This window comes from Actinotalea lenta (assembly GCF_030586465.1).
GTDB classification, from domain to species: domain Bacteria; phylum Actinomycetota; class Actinomycetes; order Actinomycetales; family Cellulomonadaceae; genus Actinotalea; species Actinotalea lenta.
In genome coordinates this window covers 1,128,149-1,147,091 of the sequence record NZ_JAUQYP010000001.1, presented here as the reverse complement: position 1 = coordinate 1,147,091, position 18,943 = coordinate 1,128,149, and the positions used below count along the sequence as shown (strand labels likewise).

The window sequence follows — 18,943 nt, the reverse complement described above, 5'->3', positions numbered from 1 at the left end:
ACGACCGGAAGGGAACACATGCGGGACATCTTCACCGCCGAGCTCACCGCGCTCGGCGAAGACCTCGTCGCGATGAGCCGCCTCGTCGAGACCGCCATCTCCTCGGCCGGCACGGCGCTGCTCACCAAGGACCTGGCGCTCGCGGAGGGCGTCATCGCCGACGACCACACCATCGACGCGATGGAGCGCGACCTGGACGAGCGCTGCGTGCAGCTCATCGCCCAGCAGCAGCCCGTCGCGCGCGACCTGCGCATCATCATCGCGGGCCTGCGGATGAGCGCGTCGCTCGAGCGCATGGGCGACCTCGCGCGGCACGTCGCCGAGCTCGCGCGGCTGCGATACCCCGCAGCGGCGCTGCCCGCCGAGGTGGAACCCACGTTCACGGCGATGCACCACGCTGCGGTCGACGTGGCCCGCAAGGTCACCACCGTGATCGAGAACCTGGACCTCGACCTGGCCGCCGAGATCGAGTCCGACGACGACACCCTCGACGACCTCCTGGCCCAGACGTTCACGCTGACCACCAGCGGGTCGGCGGCGATGACGGCGCAGGCCGTCGTCGACGTCACGCTGCTCGCGCGGTACTTCGAGCGGTTCGGCGACCACGGGGTCTCGGTGGCCTCCCGTGTGGTCTACCTCGTCACCGGTGAGGTCGAGGAGCACCACGCGCACTGATCCTCAGACGGACGGACGAGGGCCCGGGGCAGCCGATCGGCTGCCCCGGGCCCTCGCTCCTCTCGGCTCCGTGCGCGGTCAGCGACCCTGGTTCGCGACCGCCTTGATCGCCTCGGCGGCGGCGTCGGGGTCCAGGTAGGTCCCGCCGCGCGTGACGGGCTTGAGCGTGGTCTCGTCGAGCTCGTACAGCAGCGGGATACCGGTCGGGATGTTCAAGCCGGCGATGTCCGCGTCACTGATGTCGTCCAGGTACTTCACGATCGCCCGGATCGAGTTGCCGTGCGCTGCGACCAGCACGGTCTTGCCGGCCTTGAGGTCCGGCACGATGTCCGACTCCCAGTACGGCAGGGCGCGCTCGAGGACGTCCTTGAGGCACTCCGAGGCCGGGATGGGCTCGCCGGCGTAGCGCGGGTCGGAGTCCTGGGAGAACTCGGCGCCTGCCTCGATCGCGGGCGGGGGCACGTCGTAGGAACGACGCCAGAGCATGAACTGCTCCTCGCCGAACTCCTCGAGCGTCTGCTTCTTGTCCTTGCCCTGCAGCGCACCGTAGTGCCGCTCGTTGAGCCGCCAGCTGCGCTTGACCGGGATCCAGTGCCGGTCCGCGGTGTCCAGCGCGAGGTTGGCGGTCGTGATCGCGCGCCGCAGCAGCGAGGTGTGCACCACGTCGGGCAGCACACCCGCGTCGGTCAGCAACGTCCCACCACGGGTCGCCTCCTCGACGCCCTTGGCGGACAGGGGGACGTCCACCCAGCCGGTGAACAGGTTCTTCGCGTTCCACTCGCTCTCGCCGTGGCGGAGGAGCACCAGGGTGTAGGTCATGGGACCATCCTGCCTCATCGGGCCGCGGAGGCCGACGGGACCTCGGGCCCCGCGCCCCGGCACTGGGCGGCCAGGGCGTAGACCTTCGCCATCGCCTCCGCGGCGGCGTCCCAGCCCATCCGCAGAGCGTGCCGGCGGGCCCCGGCTGCGAGCTCAGCACGCCGCTGGGCGTCGGCCAGCAGGCCACCCACGGCGTCGGCCCACAGCAGCGGGTCGTGCCCGCGCACCAGCACGCCGCCCACCCCGTCGGCGACCGCGGTCCGCAGGCCGCCGACACCCGTGGCGACCACCGGCGTGCCGCATGCCTGCGCCTCCGCCGCGACCAGCCCGAACGACTCGGACCTGGAGGGCATCGCCACCAGGTCCGCGGCGCGGAACCACCGGGCCAGCTGCTCCTGGGGCACGGGCGGCCCGAAGCGGACCCGGTCGCCCACGCCGAGCTCCGCCGCGTACCGGGCGAGCCGGTGCAGTGCCTCCGGGTCCCCGCTCGGGCCGCCGATGACCCACAGCACGGGGACGCACCGCCCGGCGCGCCGCAGCTCGGCGAGCATCCGGACCAGGACGTCCGGGCCCTTGAGCGGCTGCACCCGGCCGGCGAACAGCACGACCTGCTCCCCCCGCGGCACGCCGAGCTCCGCCCGGGCCGCGGCCTGGGCGGCGGCGAGCGCACGCGCGTCGGTGGCCTCGGTGCCGGGGTGGAAGACCTCGAGGTCGACGCCAGGTGCCACGACGTGCACCCGGTCGGGGTCGGCGTCGTACAGGTCGACCAGGTCCGTCGCCTCCTCCGCGGTGCTGGCCACCAGGGCGTCGGCCGCCGCTACCACCTGCTCCTCCCCGATCACGCGGCCCGCAGGTTCAGGCCGGTCGTCCGGCCCGAGGGCAGCGTTCTTCACCTTCGCCATGGTGTGCATGGTGTGCACGAGGGGCACGTCCCAGCGCTCGGCGAGCAGCCAGCCGACCTGTCCGGACAACCAGTAGTGCGCGTGCACGGCGTCGAACCAGCCGGGGCGTCGAGCGGCCGCCCACCGCAGCACACCGGCCGTGAACGCACAGAGCTGGCCCGGCAGGTCGTCCTTGCCCAGGCCGTGGAGCGGTCCCGCGGGCACGTGCCGCACGAGCACCCCGTCCGCGAGCTCGACGCACGCGGGCTGGCGCGGGGAGGTGGCGCGCGTGAAGACCTCGACGCAGGTGCCCTGCGCGGCCAGGGCTGTCGCGAGGCCCGCGACGTAGACGTTCATCCCGCCGGCGTCACCGGTGCCGGGCTGGTCGAGCGGCGACGTGTGCACCGACAGCATCGCAACCCGCCGGACCATGCCCTCATCCCTTCCTCGACCGCCGCACCATTGTGGTGCGTCGGGCGCGATGCCGCCGCACGGGCCACGCTGCGGACAGTGCTAGCGTGACGCCGCCCACCTCGACGCCGGGTACCCCCCTGGAGGAGCTGTGCCGCAGCCGTTGCGCGTCGAGCTCGACAGGTCGAGCCCCGTACCGCTCTACCACCAGGTCGCTCAGGCCATCCAGGCCGCGATCGACGACGGGCGGCTTCCCTCCGGGGCCCTTCTGGAGAACGAGGTCTCGTTGGCCGCCCGCCTGGGCATCTCCCGACCCACCGCGCGCCAGGCCCTGCGCGAGCTGGTCGACAAGGGGCGACTCGTCCGGCGGCGCGGCGCCGGCACTCGGGTGGCACCGGCCGCCATCCGCCGCCCGGCAGACCTCACCTCGCTGTTCGACGACCTGAACCGCGCGGGCCGGTCCCCGTCCACCACGGTGCTGGAGCACAGAACCGTTCCTGCATCACCCGAGGTCGCAGAGGCCCTCGACCTCGCCGAAGGCGCGGCAGTGGTGGCCACGCGCCGGCTACGGCTCGCGGACGGCGAGCCACTGGCGGTGCTCGGCAACTTCCTGCCGGTGTCGATCGCACCGGACCGCGTCGAGCTGGAGTCGGACGGGCTGTACGCCTGTCTGCGGACCCGCGGCGTGATGCCGCGGGTCGCCAACCGGCGCATCGGGGCGCGCAGCGCGACCGCCGCCGAGGCCCGCCTCCTCGGCGAACCTGCCCGGGCGGCGCTGCTCACGGTCGAGGGCACCGCGTTCGACGAGACCGGCACGCCCGTGGAGTTCGGCCGGCACGTGTACCGGGCGTCGCGCTACACGTTCGACGCGACGCTGTTCGTCGGCTGACCTCGGCGGCACGGCGCGTTCCACCGTCCGCCATGGCTCAGACCGCCAGCACGCATGCGGGTGACGGGATGGTGAGCGCCTGCACAGCCTCGCCCGAGTCCGTGCCGTCACGCCCCTGGAGGTGGACGTCGACCCGGTGCGCGCGCTCGCCCGCGACGAGCAACCTGTCGCCCAGCAGGGCGTGGTGGCGCGGCCACGTCGCTACGACGCGGCGCCCGACCTCGGCCAGCCGGCCGCCCGCCGCCCGGACCGTCACCACCTCGTCCGGACCGCGCACGCCGACCACGAGCCGGTCGCCGTGGGCGACCACGTGGGCCGGCAGCGCGGCGCCGGGCTCGCCGAGCGCGATGCGGTCCAGCGGCTCGACGACGCCGGCCTCGGCGTCCCACCGCAGCAGGTACAGGTGTGCGTCGAGCTCTGCGGTCACGGCGAGATGGCCCTCGGAGGTGACCGCGGCATGCCGGGGGCCGGCGCCGTGCGGCAGCCGACCCGCGACGCCCTCGACGGTCAGCGCACCGTCCGGCGCGACGCGGTACCGGCGAAGCTCGTCGGTCCCCAGGTCCAGCGCGAGCAGCCAGTCCCCCAGGAGCACGCTCGAGTGCACGTGCGGGCCGGCCTGTCGTTCGCGCGGACCGCGCCCGGAGTGCTCGAAGACCTGCCCGATGCCACCGGCGAACCGCCACTCGTCCGCGTCCGGCTCCAGCGGCAGGACAGCGAGCGACCCGCTGCCGTACTGGGAGACGTACACCGACCGACCCGACGGATGCACCAGGAGGTGGCACGGGTCGGCGCCGCCGGAGGTGACGCGTTCGCGCTCGACCAGCCCGCCACCCGGCTGCACCGCGTAGCGCACGACCATGCCGGGGCTGGTCTCCCCGACCGCGAGGAGGGTCGACCCGTCGGGGCTCAGGGCCAGGAACGAAGGCGCCGGTCCGCGGGAGACCTGGCGGGCATCGAACCGGCCCGCCGAGTCCTCGGTGACCGCCCAGATGCCTTCACCGGTGTCCACGGCCGAGCCCGCGCCCACCGCGGGGTAGGTCCCGACCCAGGCGCGCAGCGCGGGGGCGGGGCGGTCATCGGGCTGGGGTCCGGTCGCAGCTGGCACGCAGCGATCTGACCACACCCGGGCGGCCGGGGGCACCTCGGACGAGAACGGCCCCGGACACCGTGAGGGTGCCCGGGGCCGTCGACGCTCGTGGCACGAGCGCCCGCGGTTCAGCGGGTGCCGGCGCGCCGCTTCGCGTTCAGGTCGAACGCGACGGCCAGCAGCAGCACGAGGCCCTTGAGGACCTGCTGCCAGGCCGGGTCGACCTGCAGGATCGACAGGCCGATGTTCAGCACGCCCATGATGAGCGCACCGACCATCACACCGGAGATCCGGCCGATGCCGCCGGACACCGAGGTGCCACCGATGAAGCACGCGGCGATCGCGTCGAGCTCGTACAGGTTGCCGGCGCTGCCGACCGCGGCACCGGCCTTCGAGGTCGTGACGACCGCGGCGATCGAGGCGAGGAAGCCGATGTTGACGAAGATGAAGAAGTTCATCTTCTTGGTGTCGACGCCGGACAGCATCGCGCCCTGCAGGTTGCCGCCCATCGCGTACACGTTGCGGCCGAAGACCGTGCGGCGTGTGACGAACGAGTAGGTGACGATCACGATGCCCACGATGATGAGCACGATCGGGGTGCCGCCGCGGCTGCCCGCCAGGGTCCAGGCGAAGAACGCCACGAGGACGGTGAGCACCGCCAGGCGGGCCCACACCGCGACGGCGGGCTCCACGGCGAGGCCGTGGCTCTGCATGATCCGGCGCGAACGCAGCTGGCTGAACACCATCAGGGCGATGACGAGGGCACCGATCACCAGGGTCACGACGTCCCGGTTGTCGATGTAGCCGAGGAAGTTGGCGATCGAGCCGTTCGAGATCGCCACGAACTGCGGCTGCGTGCCGATCGACACAGTGACCCCGACCAGCAGGATCGCCAGGCCGCGGAAGGCGAGCCATCCTGCCAGGGTCACGATGAACGCCGGGACCCCGACGTAGGCGACCCAGAAGCCCTGCCAGGTGCCGACCACGGCACCCAGCGCGAGCCCCGCGAGGATCGCGAGCCACCACGGCCAGCCCCAGTGCTGCATCATGATCGCCACCACGCCGCCGATGAACCCGACGATCGAGCCGACCGACAGGTCGATGTGCCCGGCGATGATGACGATCACCATGCCCGCCGCGAGGATCATCACGTAGGCGTTCTGCTGGATCAGGCTCGCCACGTTGTTCGGCAGCAGCAGCTTGCCGTCCGTGAGGAACTGGAAGATCAGCACGATGGCGAACAGCGCGCCGACGATGCCGTACTGACGGATGTTGCCGCCCAGCATCTGCTTCACCGCGCTCACCGGGCCACCTCCTGGTCCGTGTCGTTCTCCATGGTCATGTAACGCATGAGCGTCTCCTCGTTCGCGTCCTCGCGAAGCACCTCGCCGGTCACCCGGCCCTCGCTGATCGCGTAGATCCGGTCGCACATCCCCAGCAGCTCGGGAAGCTCCGAGGAGATCATGATGATGGCCTTACCCGCGCTGGCCAGGTCGTTGATGATCGTGTAGATCTCGTACTTCGCACCGACGTCGATGCCTCGCGTCGGCTCGTCGAGGATGAGCACGTCCGCGTCGGTGTAGATCCACTTGCTCAGGACGACCTTCTGCTGGTTGCCGCCGGACAGGTTGCCGGTGACGACGTCCACGTTGGGCGCCTTGATGTTCATCTCGGTGCGGTACCGCTCGGCCACCTTGGCCTCGGCACCACCGTCGACGACGCCGTACTTGGAGACCTTCTTGAGCGACGCCGAGGCGATGTTCCGCTTGATGTCGGTGAGCAGGTTGAGCCCGTAGCGCTTGCGGTCCTCGGTCGCGTACGCGATGCCCACGTCGATCGCGGCGCCGACCGAGTGCGGCGTGACGTCCTTGCCGTCCTTGATCACACGACCCGTGATCCTGGTGCCGTAGGCACGGCCGAAGACGCTCATCGCGAACTCGGTGCGCCCGGCGCCCATCAGGCCGGCCAGGCCCACGACCTCGCCCCGTCGCACGGTGATCGACGCGTTGTCGACGACCTTGCGGTCCTGCTGGATCGGGTGGTGGACGGTCCAGTCCTCGACCCGCAGCACCTCGCTGCCGATGTTCGGCGTGCGGGTGGGGAAACGGCTGCCCATCTCGCGGCCGACCATGGACCGGATGAGGACCTCCTCGGTCACCGCGTCGGCCTTCATGTCCAGGGTCTTGATCGTCCGCCCGTCGCGGATGACGGTCGTCCGGTCGGCGATCCGGATGATCTCGGCGAGCTTGTGGCTGATGATGATCGACGTGATGCCACGCTGGCGCAGCGTCTCGATGAGGCCGAGCAGGTGGGCGCTGTCCTCGTCGTTCAGCGCGGCGGTCGGCTCGTCGAGGATGAGCAGCTTGACGTCCTTGCTCAGCGCCTTGGCGATCTCGACCAGCTGCTGCTTGCCGACGCCGATGTCGTAGATCCGGGTCTCGGGGCTGTCCTTCAGGCCCACCTGGGCGAGCAGCTTGGTCGCCTCGGCGTTGGTCTTGTTCCAGTCGATCACACCCCGGCTGGACCGCTCGTTGCCGAGGAAGAGGTTCTCCGCGATCGACAGGTACGGGCTCAGGGCGAGCTCCTGGTGGATGATCACGATGCCGTGGTGCTCGGAGTCCCGGATGTTGCGGAACTGCACCGGGCTGCCCTCGAACACGATCGAGCCGTCGTAGGTGCCGTGCGGGTAGACCCCGGACAGCACCTTCATCAGCGTCGACTTCCCGGCGCCGTTCTCCCCGCAGATCGCGTGGATCTCACCCTTGCGGACCGCGAGGTTCACGTCCTGCAGCGCGATGACGCCGGGGAACGTCTTGGTGATCGAGCGCATCTCAAGGATCGTCTCAGCGTGCGGTGCGCTCGGCTGCGCGCTGTAGGGCGTCGTCGTGTACGACATGTGCTTCTCCTCGGTCGCGGGACTCGGGGGATGGTTCGCGGCGCCGCACCATCCTGCCCGGTGGCGGGTGCCACCGGGCAGGACGGACGCGCGCTACCCGTCAGAGACCGAGGTCGCTCGCGGAGTAGAAGCCGGACGCGACCAGCGTGTCCTGCACGTTGTCCTTGGTCACGACGACCGGCGAGATCAGGTAGGTCGGGACGACCTTGATCCCGTTGTTGTAGGTCGAGGTGTCGTTCACCTCGACGTCGGCGCCGGTCGCGATCTCGTCGACCATGGTGGCGACCCGCTTGGCGAGCTCACGGGTGTCCTTCCAGACCGTCATCGACTGCTTGCCGGCGAGGATGTTCAGCACGTTCGCCTTGTCGCCGTCCTGGCCGGTCAGCACCGGGTAGTCCGGGCCCGGCTTGTAGCCGGCACCCTCGAGGGCCTGGGCGATGCCCAGCGCGAGGGAGTCGTTCGGGGACAGCACGGCGTCGAGCTTGGTGCCACCGGCGTAGAAGGAGTTCAGCCGGGTGGTCATCTCGTTCTGCGCGGAGTCGGAGGCCCATCCGGGGATACCGATGGACTGCCACTCGTCGTCACTGGCCGGCGACTTGCCGGACGGGACCTTCAGCACGCCCTTCTGGACGTACGGGAGCAGGACGTCCCACGCACCGGCGAAGAAGAACTTCGCGTTGTTGTCGTCGGGCGAGCCGGCGAAGGGCTCGATGTTGAACGGGCCGGCCTGGTTCTTCAGGTCCAGGGCGTCCTCGATGAACTTCCCCTGCATCTGGCCGACCATGTAGTTGTCGAAGGTCGCGTAGTAGTCGACGTTCGGGGTGCCGTTGATCAGGCGGTCGTACGCGATGACCTTGATGCCCTGGTCCGCAGCGGTCTGCAGGATCGGCGCGAGCGCGGTGCCGTCGATCGACGCGATCACGAGGATGTTGTCACCCTCGTTGATCATGTTCTGGATCTGCGAGATCTGCTGGTCAACCTTGTTGTCGGCGTACTGCAGGTTGGTGGTGTAGCCCTTGTCCTTGAGGAGCTTCTCGAGGTTCGCGCCGTCCTTGTTCCAGCGCTCGAGGCTACGGGTGGGCATCGCGATGCCCACGGCGAGGTTCGTCGCGTCACCCGAGGCCGCGGCGCTGCTGCTCGCTGCGCCGCCCTCGTCGGTGCGCGACGAGGAGCATGCAGCCAGGCCGGTCATCAGGAGGGAGGCAGCCGCGAGACCCGCAGCCGCCCTCTTCCACTTCCACGACATCTTTGTCACCTTCCGGTAGGTGTGCACCGCAACCGCTGCGGCGCACGTGGTCACCCCGCGAGGGGATGTTTGTTGGTTCACTGAACATATCAACGTCGACATCGTGCACAAGGTCCTTCCGGGGGGAAGTGGGTCACGATTCGATCACAAGTTGAACGCAAGGAGGTGGAGGCTCGCGATCACTGCGCGAGAGCGGTGTCCTCCTCGGACCCGATCCACTCCGCTGGGTCCTCGGCGATCGCCTCGAGCACCGACAGCGCTCCCCCCGTCATCGCCGGGTAACGGCCCGCGATGGCGGCCTCCACGGCCACCTCCGTCCACGACGCGGCGATCACCCGGTCACGCAGCTGTGCCTCGACGGCCGGGCCCAGCCGGTCGGCCAGCTCGGCGTAGATCCCGCCGAGGACGACGTGATCGACATCGACGATGTTCACCACCGACGACAGCACGACCCCGAGGGCGCCCGCCGCGGCATCCATGGCGCGGTCCGCCGTCTGGCCGCCCGCCAACAGCTCCGAGATGGGCGCCGTGCGCGGCAGCCCTGCCGCGTCCATCAGGGCGTCCTGGCCGGCGTAGCTCTCGAGCGTCCCCCCGACGTCCGGCGGGCCGTCGGTGCCCACCGCGACGTGACCGATCTCGCCGCTCCAGCCGTGCACACCGCGGAAGATCGCGCCGTCCAGCACGATCGCGCCACCGATGCCGACCTCCCCCGACACGTAGACGAAGCTGCTCGGGCCCGTACGGCGTCGTGCCCGCGACTCCGCGATCGCCGCGAGCTTCGCGTCGTTGCCCAGTCGCGGCGGTACCGCTGCGAGCACGGGGTGGCGGGCGACCACTGCGAGCACGTCGAGGTCGCGCCACCCGAGGTTCGGCGCCAGACGGAGCGGTCCCGTGACGCTGTCCACCAGTCCGGGGATCGCCAGTGCCGTCCCGACGATCGCAACGCCGCGCGCCTGGAGCTCGTCGACGACCCCGGCGGCGAGCCCGGCGAGCCGGTCCAGGACCGGCTCGGGATCGGAGTGCCGGAAGTCGTCGCGCACGATGTGCTCGACCAGGGTCTCCCCCGCCATGTCCACGGCGCACACGCCGAGGTAGTCGACGTTGACCTCCATGCCGACCGCGGCCACCGTCCCGCGCGCCGGCACCAGCGGCACGGCTGGGCGTCCGGCACGCTGGCCCGCGACAGGGGTCAGCTCGCCCACCAGACGCGCCGCCACGAGCTGCTCGACCAGAGCCGAGACCGTGGCCCGGGTGAGCCCGGTCAGCGCTGCCACATCGGCGCGCGAGACCGGTGACGGGGCCTCGAGGACCTCGCGGAACACCAGACCGAGGTTGTGCGACCGCAGGCTCTGCTGCCGCGCGGCGCGGGCGGGGATGCGCAGTCGATCGCGCGCTGCCGCTGCCAGCGGCGCCGGGGTCGGATCGACGGCCACCGCTTGACCATACCGCACCGCGGTCGATAAGTTCATTCACACAACAAATCCTGCTCAGCGAGGAGCCCGCCATGGTGCGCACCCCTACCCCCGAGGACAAGTTCTCCTTCGGCCTCTGGACCGTCGGGTGGCCCGCCCGGGACCAGTTCGGCGACGCCACCCGTCCCGACCTGGACCCGGTCGAGTCCGTCCACAAGCTCGCCGAGCTCGGCGCGTCCTACGTCACCTTCCACGACGACGACGTCGTCCCGTTCGGGTCGAACGACGCCGACCGCGAGCGCATCCTGGAGCGCTTCCAGGCCGCTCTGACGGAGACCGGCATCGAGGTGGAGATGGTGACCACCAACACCTTCACCCACCCGATCTTCAAGGACGGCGCGTTCACGTCCAACGACCGCCGGGTGCGTCGCTACGGTCTGCGCAAGGTGCTGCGCAACGTCGACCTGGCCGGCCGGCTGGGCGCCAAGACCTTCGTCATGTGGGGCGGCCGCGAGGGCGCCGAGTACGACAGCGCCAAGGACCTCAAGGCCGCCCACGACCGCTACGCCGAGGGCATCGACGCGGTCGCCGGCTACATCAAGGAGCAGGGCTACGACCTCAAGATCGCCCTGGAGCCCAAGCCGAACGAGCCCCGCGGCGACATCCTGCTGCCGACCATCGGGCATGCCCTGGCGCTGATCGACCGGCTCGACAACGCCGACATCGTCGGCCTGAACCCCGAGGTCGGGCACGAGCAGATGGCCGGCCTGAACTACACGACCGGCATCGCCGAGGCGCTGTGGGCCGAGAAGCTCTTCCACATCGACCTCAACGGCCAGAAGTCCATCAAGTACGACCAGGACCTGGTGTTCGGTCACGGCGACCTGTTCTCCGCGTTCGCCACCGTCGACCTGCTCGAGAACGGCTTCCCGAGCGGCGGCCCCACCTACGACGGCCCGCGGCACTTCGACTACAAGCCGTCGCGCACCGAGCACCTGCAGGGCGTGTGGGACTCCGCCGCAGCCAACATGGCGACCTACATCCTGCTCGCCGAGCGCGCCAAGGCGTTCCGCGAGGACCCCGAGGTCAAGGCCGCCATGGAGGAGGCCGGCGTGTTCGACCTCGCCATCCCGACGATGTCCGAGGGCGAGACCTTCGCCGACCTGCTGGCCGACCGGTCCGCCTACGAGGACCTCGACGTCGACGCAGTCGCCGAGCGCAACTACGGCTTCGTCCGCCTCAACCAGCTGGCCCTCGAGCACGCCCTCGGCGCCCGCTGACCACCCCGGCCCGCCGGGCGGTGGCTGATCCCATCGCCCGGCGGGCTGTTCCATACCCGCAAGACCCACCCATGCGCCGGCGCATCCACCCCGGCGCGATGCCCGAGGAGGAGCGATGACTCTCGTCGCCGGGGTGGACTCGTCCACCCAGTCCTGCAAGGTCGTGATCCGGGACGCAGCGACCGGGGAGCTGGTCCGCACCGGCCGTGCCACCCACCCCGACGGTACCGAGGTCGCCCCCCGGTTCTGGTGGGATGCGCTGGCCACCGCCCTGGCCGAGGCCGGCGGGCTGGACGACGTCTCCGCGGTGGGCGTCGGCGGCCAGCAGCACGGCATGGTCGCCCTGGACGCCGACGGCAGCGTGGTGCGCGACGCCCTGCTGTGGAACGACACCCGCTCGGCGCAGGCCGCCGTCGACCTGATCGCCGAGCTCGGGGACGGGGACCCCGCCGCAGGCGCCAAGGCCTGGGCGGACGCGATCGGCTCCGTACCCGTCGCGTCGTTCACCGTGACCAAGCTGCGCTGGTTGCGGGACCACGAGCCCGAGCTCGCCGCGAGGGTCGCCGCCGTAGCGCTGCCGCACGACTGGCTGACCTGGCGGCTGGCCGGCTACGGCCCGGCCGCCGAGGGCGGTGTCCCCGACCTGTCGGCGCTGACCACCGACCGCTCGGACGCCTCCGGGACCGGGTACTGGTCGGCAGCGACCGGCGAGTACCTGCCCGAGCTCGTCGAGCGGGCGCTCGGTCACGAGGTCGTCCTGCCGCGCGTCGTCGGTGCGGCCGAGGTCGCCCAGCGGGTCGCGCGGCCGGGCAACGCCGCCGGGGACCTGCTGCTCTCCCCCGGCGCCGGGGACAACGCCGCCGCGGCACTGGGTCTGGGCATGGTGCCCGGCGACGTCACGGTGTCCATCGGCACGTCGGGGGTGGTCTCGGCGATCAGTCCGCACGCCACCGCGGACGCCTCAGGCCTGGTGACCGGCTTCGCCGACGCGACCGGGGCCTACCTGCCGCTCGCCTGCACGCTCAACGCGTCACGCGTGCTGGACGCGGCGTGCCGCCTGCTGGGCGTGGACCACGCCGCCCTGTCCGCGCTGGCGCTGTCCGCCCCCGCCGGTGCCGACGGTCTGGTGCTCGTCCCCTATCTCGAGGGCGAGCGCACCCCGAACAAGCCGGATGCCACCGGCGCGCTGCACGGCATCCAGCTGGCCAACACCGACCCGGCACACCTCGCGAGGGCCTTCGTCGAGGGCATGCTCTGCGCCCTCGCCGACGGGCTGGACGCACTGCGGGACCAGGGTGTCCCCGTCGAGCGGGTCCGGCTGATCGGCGGCGGTGCCCGGTCCGAGGCCGTGCGCGCGATCGCGCCCGCGGTCCTGGGGCTGGACGTCCTGGTGCCGGAGGCCGGCGAATACGTCGCCGACGGCGCTGCACGGCAGGCAGCGTGGGCCCTGGCCCGGGAGTCCGACCCGGCCGCACCGGCGCCGGGCTGGGTCCTGGCGGGCGAGGAGCTGCGCACGGCCGAGCCGACCCCGCAGGTCCGCGCGCGGTACGCCCAGGTCCGCGACATGGTGGCCGACCGCCCCGCCTGACCCCCGGCCCACCCAGCACAGCCCCCCGGGGCCCACCCAGCACAGCCCCCCGGGGCCCACCCTTCCCGGTGATCAAGGAACTCGTGCTCACCCGGCGGACATGAGTTCCTTGATCACCGAGGGGTGGTCGCGCACGGCGTGGTCGTGCACGGGGTGGTCGCGCACGGGGTGGTGACGCACCGGGTGGGGTCAGGGACGGGCGACGGCCGCGCCCAGGCGGCGGTCGTCCAGGCCCTCGTGGTGGGTGTCCACCACCGCGGTCAGCTCGACGAACGTGACCTCGTGGCGGCTGAGCGGCAGCCGGAGCTCGACGCGCCCACCGGCGGCCGTCAGGCGGGAGTGCTCCACCGCAGGACGCTCGCAGGCCCGCAGCACGTCGAGCTCTCGCGCGGTCGGCGACATCGGCCGGCCGAGCTCGCGCCACGCCGCGAACGCGTTGCCGTCCACCTCGCCGACGCGCTCCCGGAGCACGAACACCCCGGTGCCGTCCTCTGCGGCCACACCGTGCCGGGAGATCGGCAGCGACAGCGCGACCTCGTGCCGCTCAGCGGCCGGCTCGTCGGTTCCGCCCACCGGCTGCCAGGCCAGCACCGTGACCCGACCGTCGTCGTCGGCGCAGACCAGGTGGTCGGCGCCGCGGTCGAGCACGTGTGCGCCCATCCGGGCCATGAACGCGAAGAGGTGGAACGTCGGCTTGGCGACCTGACGATGGGTGAGCATGCCGAAGCCGCCGTGGAAGAACGACGTCGGGACGTCGGACTCCTCGAACACGTCGCTGAACGTCCAGTAGGAGAACGAGTCGACGAGGTCCCCTCCCCCGGCCAGCACGGGCGCGAGGTACGCGGCGTTGTACGCGGTGTCGTGCACCGGGTTGTCGGGCCGGTAGGAGGTGTTGAACTCCGTGATGTGCACCGGCAGCCCGGCCAGCCGCGTGCCCGCGAGGTGCTCGTGGGGCTCGGCGAACTGGTCGAGCAGGTCCTGCGGTGGGCGCAGGCCCTGGTAGGTGCCGAACGGGACGTGCTCCGGGTCGAGCGCGGAGTACGCGTGCCGGCTCACGAAGTCGATGGGCACGTCGTGCCGCTCGACGAAGTCCGCGAACGGCGGCCACCACGCCTCGCAGGTGGGTCCGGGAGCCAGGCCGGGGCCGCCGACCTGGAGGTCGGCGTCGACGTCCTTGATCGCGCGCGCGGTAGCGGCGTACAGGTCGAAGTACGCGGCCTGGTCGGCGCCCTTCCAGAAGACGTCGAGGTTGGGCTCGTTCCACACCTCGATCGGCCAGCGACGGACCTCGGCCGGCCCGTACCGGTCGACCAGGTGGCGTACCAGGGTCTGGACCAGCTCGACCCACTCGGCCATCGAGGACGGCGGGGTGATGTTGCCACGCCACCAGAACACCGAGTCGTGGCCCGACGCCAGCGCGGACGGCATGAAGCCGAGCTCGACGAACGGCCGCAGCCCGAGCTCGAGGAAGCGGTCGTGCACCTGGTCGACGTACGTGAACGAGTGCCGACGGTGGGTCCGGCCGGCCACGCTCGACTCGCGCAGCACGCCCATGTCGTCGCTGAGCAGGCCGTGCCCGCGGATGTGCGCGAAGCCGATCTCCCGCTGCACGCGAGCCAGGGATTCCTGGTAGTCCGCGCGCAGGGCGAGGTTCATCCGGCCGGTGCCCACGCACTGCCGCCACGCGTCGGGCATCGGACCGATCGGGGTGGCGGGGACGATCACGGGCAGGTCGGGCACGGGCGGCGCTCCTCGACGGCTGGCACGGACGGCAGGGTGAGCCCGGGGACGTCGACCTCCAGGACGGCGAACGAGTGCGGGGGCAGCACCACGGTGACACCACCCGGCCCGGCACCCAGCGCGACCTCGCGCGGGGCCACTGCGTCCGGCTCGGCGGGAGTGTTGGCCGCGGCGACCCCCGGCGCGCTGAGCAGCCTGCCGCGCACCGCGGACACGTCCGCGCCGCGCAGGTCGAGCGTGACCTCGACCGCCTGCTCGAGGTCGGTGTTGGTGAGCGACACGTGGCACCGTCCGTCCCGGACGCTTGCCGAGGCCGACAGGGTCGGGACCTGCCGGTCCCCGACCTCGCGCACCAGGTCCGGCGCCTTGACGTACGTCGGCACGGCGGTCGCGTCCTGGTGCACCTTGTTCATCTCGAACACGTGGTAGGTGGGCGTGCGCACCAGCGCGCCAGTCTCCTCGTCCGTGAGGATCATCGCCTGGAGCACGTTGACGGTCTGCGCGATGTTCGCCATCACGAGCCGGTCCGCGAGCCGGTGGAACACGTCCAGGTGCAGTGCCGCCACCATCGCGTCGCGCATGGTGTTCTGCTGGTACAGGAAGCCCGGGTTGGTGCCCGGCTCGACGTCCCACCAGGTGCCCCACTCGTCCAGGACGAGCCCGACGCGGCGCTGCGGGTCGTAGCGGTCCATCACGGCGATGTGCCGGCGGAGCAGCGGCTCGACGTCCCGGGCGGCCACGATCGTGCGCCAGTAGTCGTCGGCACCGAACTCGGTGGCGCTGCCCTTGGCCGTCCAGGTGCCGCCGATCGTGTAGTAGTGCACCGAGGCGGCCTGGAACGGCAGCGCCGGGAACGGCCCGCGGTCCAGATCGGCAACCGCCTTCATGAGCGCCTCGGTCCACTCCACGTCCCAGTCCGAGGCGCCCGCGGCGATCCGGTACAGGACGTTGTCGCCGTGGTCGCGGCTGTAGGTGCCGTACTGGCGTGCGAGGTCGGCGTAGGCCTGGGCGCTCATCCGCCCGCCACAGCCCCACGGCTCGTTACCCAGGCCCCAGAACCGGAGACGCCAGGGCTCGTCGCGACCGTTCGCGCGCCGCAGGTCGGCCATCGGCGCGGTCCCCGGGCGGGTGAGGTACTCGACCCAGTCGGCCATCTCGCGCACCGTGCCGGACCCGACGTTGCCCGAGATGTACGGCTCGGCGCCGAGGAGCTCGCACAGCGCCATGAACTCGTGCGTGCCGAACGCGTTGTCCTCGACCACGTCGCCCCAGTGGGTGTTGACCATCCGGGGCCGCTCGGAGCGCGGCCCGATGCCGTCACGCCAGTGGTACTCGTCGGCGAAGCAGCCCCCGGGCCACCGCAGGTTCGGGATGTCCAGCTCGCGCAGCGCCTCGACCACGTCCGACCGGATGCCACCGACGTTGGGGATCGGCGAGTCCTCGCCCACCCAGAACCCGCCGTACACGCACCGTCCCAGGTGCTCGGCGAACTGCCCGTACAGGTGACGGCTGATCGCAGGGCCGGGGATGTCGGCATCCACGACGACGGTGGCGGTGAGGTCTGGCACGGCGGAGGGTCCTTCCGGGTGGACGGGCGCACCGGACGGCCCGGTCGCGCGATGGTCGCTGGGGGCGGGTCAGAGCGCTCCCGCCTCGTCGAGCGGCACGGCCGCGTCGGCCAGCGCCACCTCCCCGAGGCCGTCGCCGAGCACCTCGCTGGTCGTCAGGCGGGGGTCCGCGGTCGTGACGGCGTGCACCGCACCGGTGAGCCGGACGGTGGCCGAGGTCTCCTTCGCCTCGCAGGACGGACCCACCCACAGCTCGACCTCGCCGGGCTCGACGACCTTGCGCATCGAACGGTCGGTGTAGGCCAGCCGCGCAGTCGGGACCGCGAACCGCACCGACGCCGACTCGCCGGGCTCGAGGTCGACACGGCGGTAGCCCAGGAGCTGGGCGACCGGGCGCGTCACGGCCGCGTGCACGTCGCGCCCGTAGAGCTGGACCACGTCGGTGCCCGCCCGGTCGCCGGTGTTGCGGACCACGACGTCCACCACCACCGTGCCGTCGGTAGGCACCTCCGGGTCCACCGCCAGGCCGCTGTGCTCGACCGTCGTGTAGGACAGACCGTGCCCGAACGGCAGGACCGGCGCGCTCGTCGCGGCCGTCACGTCCGACGGACCGCCCAGGATCGGGTGCAGGTAGGAGTAGGGCTGGGCGCCCGCAGAGCGCGGCATCGTGATGGGGAGCCGACCGGACGGGTTGACCCGGCCCGACAGCACCCGGGCGATCGCGGTGCCGCCCTCCTCGCCCGGGAAGAACGACTGGACGACGGCGGCGGCCGCTCCCGGCCCCTCGACGGCCCAGCCGATCGCGTACGGCCTGCCGGTGACGAGCACGAGCACGACCGGGGTGCCGGTGGCCTGGACGGCCTCGACCAGCTCGCGCTGCACGCCCGGCAGCTCGAGGCTCTCGCTGTCGTTGCCCTCGCCGACGGTGCCGCGGCCGAACAGGCCTGCCTGGTCGCCCATCACGAGGATGGCGACGTCGCTCTCGCGTGCGAGCGCGACCGCCTCATCGAAGGCCGAGCGATCCTCGCCCTCGACCGTGCACCCGGGGGCGTACCGGACGGTGGAACCGGGCAGCTCCGAACGAAGCGCCTCGAGCACGGTGGGCACCTCGATGCCCGCGGGCTCGTCCGGGTGGTACGGCATGACGTGGTTGACGAACGAGTAGCAGCCCATGAGGGCCTCGGACCGGTCAGCGTTCGGCCCGATCACGGCCACCCGGGCAGGGCCGGCCAACGGCAGGTGCCCGTCGTTGGTGAGCAGCACCACGGACTCCTCGGCGAGGCGGCGGGCCATCTCGCGCTGCTCGGGCGGGTCGAGATCGATCTCGGTCGGCGGGGCGTCCTCGAAGGTCGCGTCGAGCAGCCCGAGCGACTCCTTCTGGTTCAGGACGCGCAGCACGGCACGGTCGACCCACGACTCGTCGAGCGTGCCGCTGCGCACGAGCTCGACGAGCTCCGGGTACGCGTCGGCCCCGGGCAGCTCCACGTCGATGCCGGCCGTGAGTGCCAGCGTCGCGGCCTCGGCCCGGTCCGCCGCGACGGCGTGCATGAGGTGCAGGAAGGCGACCGCGAAGTAGTCCGCGACCACGACGCCGTCGAAGCCGAGCCCGTCACGCAGCACGTCGGTGAGGTACTGCGAGCTCGACGCCACCGGGATGCCGTCCAGCTCGACGTAGGCGTTCATGACCGATCGCGCGCCGCCGTCCAGCAGCGCCATCTCGAACGGCGGGAGGAAGACGTCGGCGATGGTGCGCGGGCCGGCCTCGACCGGCGCGTGGTTGCGCCCCGCACGCGACGCCGAGTACCCGAGGAAGTGCTTGAGGGTCGCGTGCACGCCCGCTCCCTGCAGGCCCTGGACGTAGGCGGTGCCGACCGTCCCGACCAGGTAGGGGTCCTCGGCGATGCACTCGTCCACCCGGCCCCACCGCGGGTCGCGGATGACGTCGAGCACCGGTGCCAACCCCTGGTGCACGCCGAGGTCGCGCATGCTGGCACCGATCAACCCGGCGGCTTCGCGCACCAGGTCCGGGTCGAACGTGGCCCCCCAGGCCAGGGGGGTCGGATACGTCGCGGCCTGCCACGCGGCGAGTCCCGTCAGGCACTCCTCGTGGACGAGCGCCGGGATGCCGAGACGGGTCTGGCTGCGCAGCCGACGCTGCTCCGCCCAGAGCCACGCCATGCGCTCGGCCGGGTCGACCGGCCTGGTGCCGTAGACGCGGGTGAGGTGTCCCAGACCGTGCTGCGTGGCCTCGGCTAGCCGCCCCGACGTGGCCATCTCACCGGCCATCGGAGCGACCACCTCGCCGCCCTGGTCGACCCAGAAGCCGACCAGCTGGGCGACCTTCTCCTCGATGGTCATGCGCGCGAGGAGCTCGCGCACCCGGGCCGAAGCCTCGGGCATGGCAGCCGTCACGACGGTGATCTCCTTCGTACCAGTTGGGGTCGGGTGTCG

General features: G+C 71.8%; 14 protein-coding genes. 4 read left to right on the top strand and 10 right to left on the bottom strand.

All coding sequences use genetic code 11. The features are described 5' to 3' along the window. The first annotated feature begins 18 nt into the window (after positions 1-18). On the top strand, positions 19-675 hold the full coding sequence (gene phoU / locus Q6348_RS05350) for a phosphate signaling complex protein PhoU (protein ID WP_304600266.1): 657 nt from the start codon (positions 19-21) through the stop codon (positions 673-675). A 78-nt stretch (positions 676-753) separates the two neighbouring features. Here the strand turns inward: phoU and Q6348_RS05345 are convergent, their stop codons facing one another. Then, the gene (locus Q6348_RS05345) at positions 754-1,494 is read right to left on the bottom strand and encodes a phosphoglyceromutase (protein WP_304600265.1); all 741 of its coding nucleotides are present in this window, start codon (positions 1,492-1,494) and stop codon (positions 754-756) included. 14 nt (positions 1,495-1,508) lie between these two features. Continuing rightward, positions 1,509-2,807 carry a D-inositol-3-phosphate glycosyltransferase gene (gene mshA, locus Q6348_RS05340; protein ID WP_304600264.1) on the bottom strand — a complete coding sequence of 433 codons (1,299 nt, stop codon included), beginning with the start codon at positions 2,805-2,807 and terminating at the stop codon, positions 1,509-1,511. 130 nt (positions 2,808-2,937) lie between these two features. Between mshA and Q6348_RS05335 the strand changes: the two genes are divergently transcribed. Beyond that, positions 2,938-3,675 carry a GntR family transcriptional regulator gene (locus tag Q6348_RS05335; RefSeq protein ID WP_304600263.1) on the top strand — a complete coding sequence of 246 codons (738 nt, stop codon included), beginning with the start codon at positions 2,938-2,940 and terminating at the stop codon, positions 3,673-3,675. A gap of 37 nt (positions 3,676-3,712) precedes the next feature. On the opposite strand, the gene Q6348_RS05330 is transcribed toward Q6348_RS05335, so the two are convergent. From Q6348_RS05330 to Q6348_RS05310, 5 genes are all read right to left on the bottom strand, one after another. Next, on the bottom strand, positions 3,713-4,780 hold the full coding sequence (locus tag Q6348_RS05330; protein ID WP_304600262.1) for a lactonase family protein: 1,068 nt from the start codon (positions 4,778-4,780) through the stop codon (positions 3,713-3,715). Positions 4,781-4,890: 110 nt separating this feature from the next. Beyond that, positions 4,891-6,066, bottom strand: coding sequence for a multiple monosaccharide ABC transporter permease (mmsB, locus tag Q6348_RS05325; protein ID WP_304600261.1), 1,176 nt, complete (start codon positions 6,064-6,066; stop codon positions 4,891-4,893). Then, positions 6,063-7,658, bottom strand: coding sequence for a multiple monosaccharide ABC transporter ATP-binding protein (gene mmsA, locus Q6348_RS05320; protein ID WP_304600260.1), 1,596 nt, complete (start codon positions 7,656-7,658; stop codon positions 6,063-6,065). Before mmsA ends, mmsB begins: the two co-directional genes overlap by 4 nt. 100 nt (positions 7,659-7,758) lie before the next feature. Next, a complete protein-coding gene (chvE, locus tag Q6348_RS05315; protein ID WP_304600259.1) occupies positions 7,759-8,904 on the bottom strand; it encodes a multiple monosaccharide ABC transporter substrate-binding protein in 1,146 nt (381 codons plus the stop codon). Positions 8,905-9,083: 179 nt separating this feature from the next. Continuing rightward, on the bottom strand, positions 9,084-10,337 hold the full coding sequence (locus Q6348_RS05310) for an ROK family protein (protein ID WP_304600258.1): 1,254 nt from the start codon (positions 10,335-10,337) through the stop codon (positions 9,084-9,086). 71 nt (positions 10,338-10,408) lie between these two features. On the opposite strand from Q6348_RS05310, the gene xylA reads away from it, so the two are divergent. Both xylA and xylB read left to right on the top strand, forming a co-directional pair. Next, positions 10,409-11,596, top strand: coding sequence for a xylose isomerase (gene xylA, locus Q6348_RS05305; protein ID WP_304600257.1), 1,188 nt, complete (start codon positions 10,409-10,411; stop codon positions 11,594-11,596). A gap of 115 nt (positions 11,597-11,711) precedes the next feature. Beyond that, on the top strand, positions 11,712-13,184 hold the full coding sequence (gene xylB / locus Q6348_RS05300) for a xylulokinase (RefSeq protein WP_304600256.1): 1,473 nt from the start codon (positions 11,712-11,714) through the stop codon (positions 13,182-13,184). 189 nt (positions 13,185-13,373) lie between these two features. Here the strand turns inward: xylB and Q6348_RS05295 are convergent, their stop codons facing one another. The 3 genes from Q6348_RS05295 to Q6348_RS05285 form a co-directional block, all read right to left on the bottom strand. Continuing rightward, complete coding sequence (locus Q6348_RS05295) at positions 13,374-14,924, bottom strand: GH39 family glycosyl hydrolase (RefSeq protein ID WP_350339641.1); 1,551 nt, start codon at positions 14,922-14,924, stop codon at positions 13,374-13,376. Further along, on the bottom strand, positions 14,906-16,492 hold the full coding sequence (locus Q6348_RS05290; RefSeq protein WP_304600255.1) for an alpha-N-arabinofuranosidase: 1,587 nt from the start codon (positions 16,490-16,492) through the stop codon (positions 14,906-14,908). The genes Q6348_RS05295 and Q6348_RS05290 overlap by 19 nt, the downstream gene beginning before the upstream one ends. 69 nt (positions 16,493-16,561) lie before the next feature. Further along, positions 16,562-18,892 (bottom strand): beta-xylosidase/alpha-l-arabinosidase, encoded by a 2,331-nt coding sequence (locus Q6348_RS05285; RefSeq protein WP_304601921.1) that lies wholly within the window; start codon positions 18,890-18,892, stop codon positions 16,562-16,564. Positions 18,893-18,943: the final 51 nt, after the last annotated feature.

What these genes read in the sequence shown, in the direction of transcription:
- Q6348_RS05285 (WP_304601921.1), bottom strand. Translation starts at nt 18,892, where the DNA reads ATGCCCGAGGCTTCGGCCCGGGTGCGCGAGCTCCTCGCGCGCATGACC.
- xylA (WP_304600257.1), top strand. Translation starts at nt 10,409, where the DNA reads ATGGTGCGCACCCCTACCCCCGAGGACAAGTTCTCCTTCGGCCTCTGG.
- chvE (WP_304600259.1), bottom strand. Translation starts at nt 8,904, where the DNA reads ATGTCGTGGAAGTGGAAGAGGGCGGCTGCGGGTCTCGCGGCTGCCTCC.
- Q6348_RS05345 (WP_304600265.1), bottom strand. Translation starts at nt 1,494, where the DNA reads ATGACCTACACCCTGGTGCTCCTCCGCCACGGCGAGAGCGAGTGGAAC.
- mshA (WP_304600264.1), bottom strand. Translation starts at nt 2,807, where the DNA reads ATGGTCCGGCGGGTTGCGATGCTGTCGGTGCACACGTCGCCGCTCGAC.
- mmsA (WP_304600260.1), bottom strand. Translation starts at nt 7,658, where the DNA reads ATGTCGTACACGACGACGCCCTACAGCGCGCAGCCGAGCGCACCGCAC.
- phoU (WP_304600266.1), top strand. Translation starts at nt 19, where the DNA reads ATGCGGGACATCTTCACCGCCGAGCTCACCGCGCTCGGCGAAGACCTC.
- xylB (WP_304600256.1), top strand. Translation starts at nt 11,712, where the DNA reads ATGACTCTCGTCGCCGGGGTGGACTCGTCCACCCAGTCCTGCAAGGTC.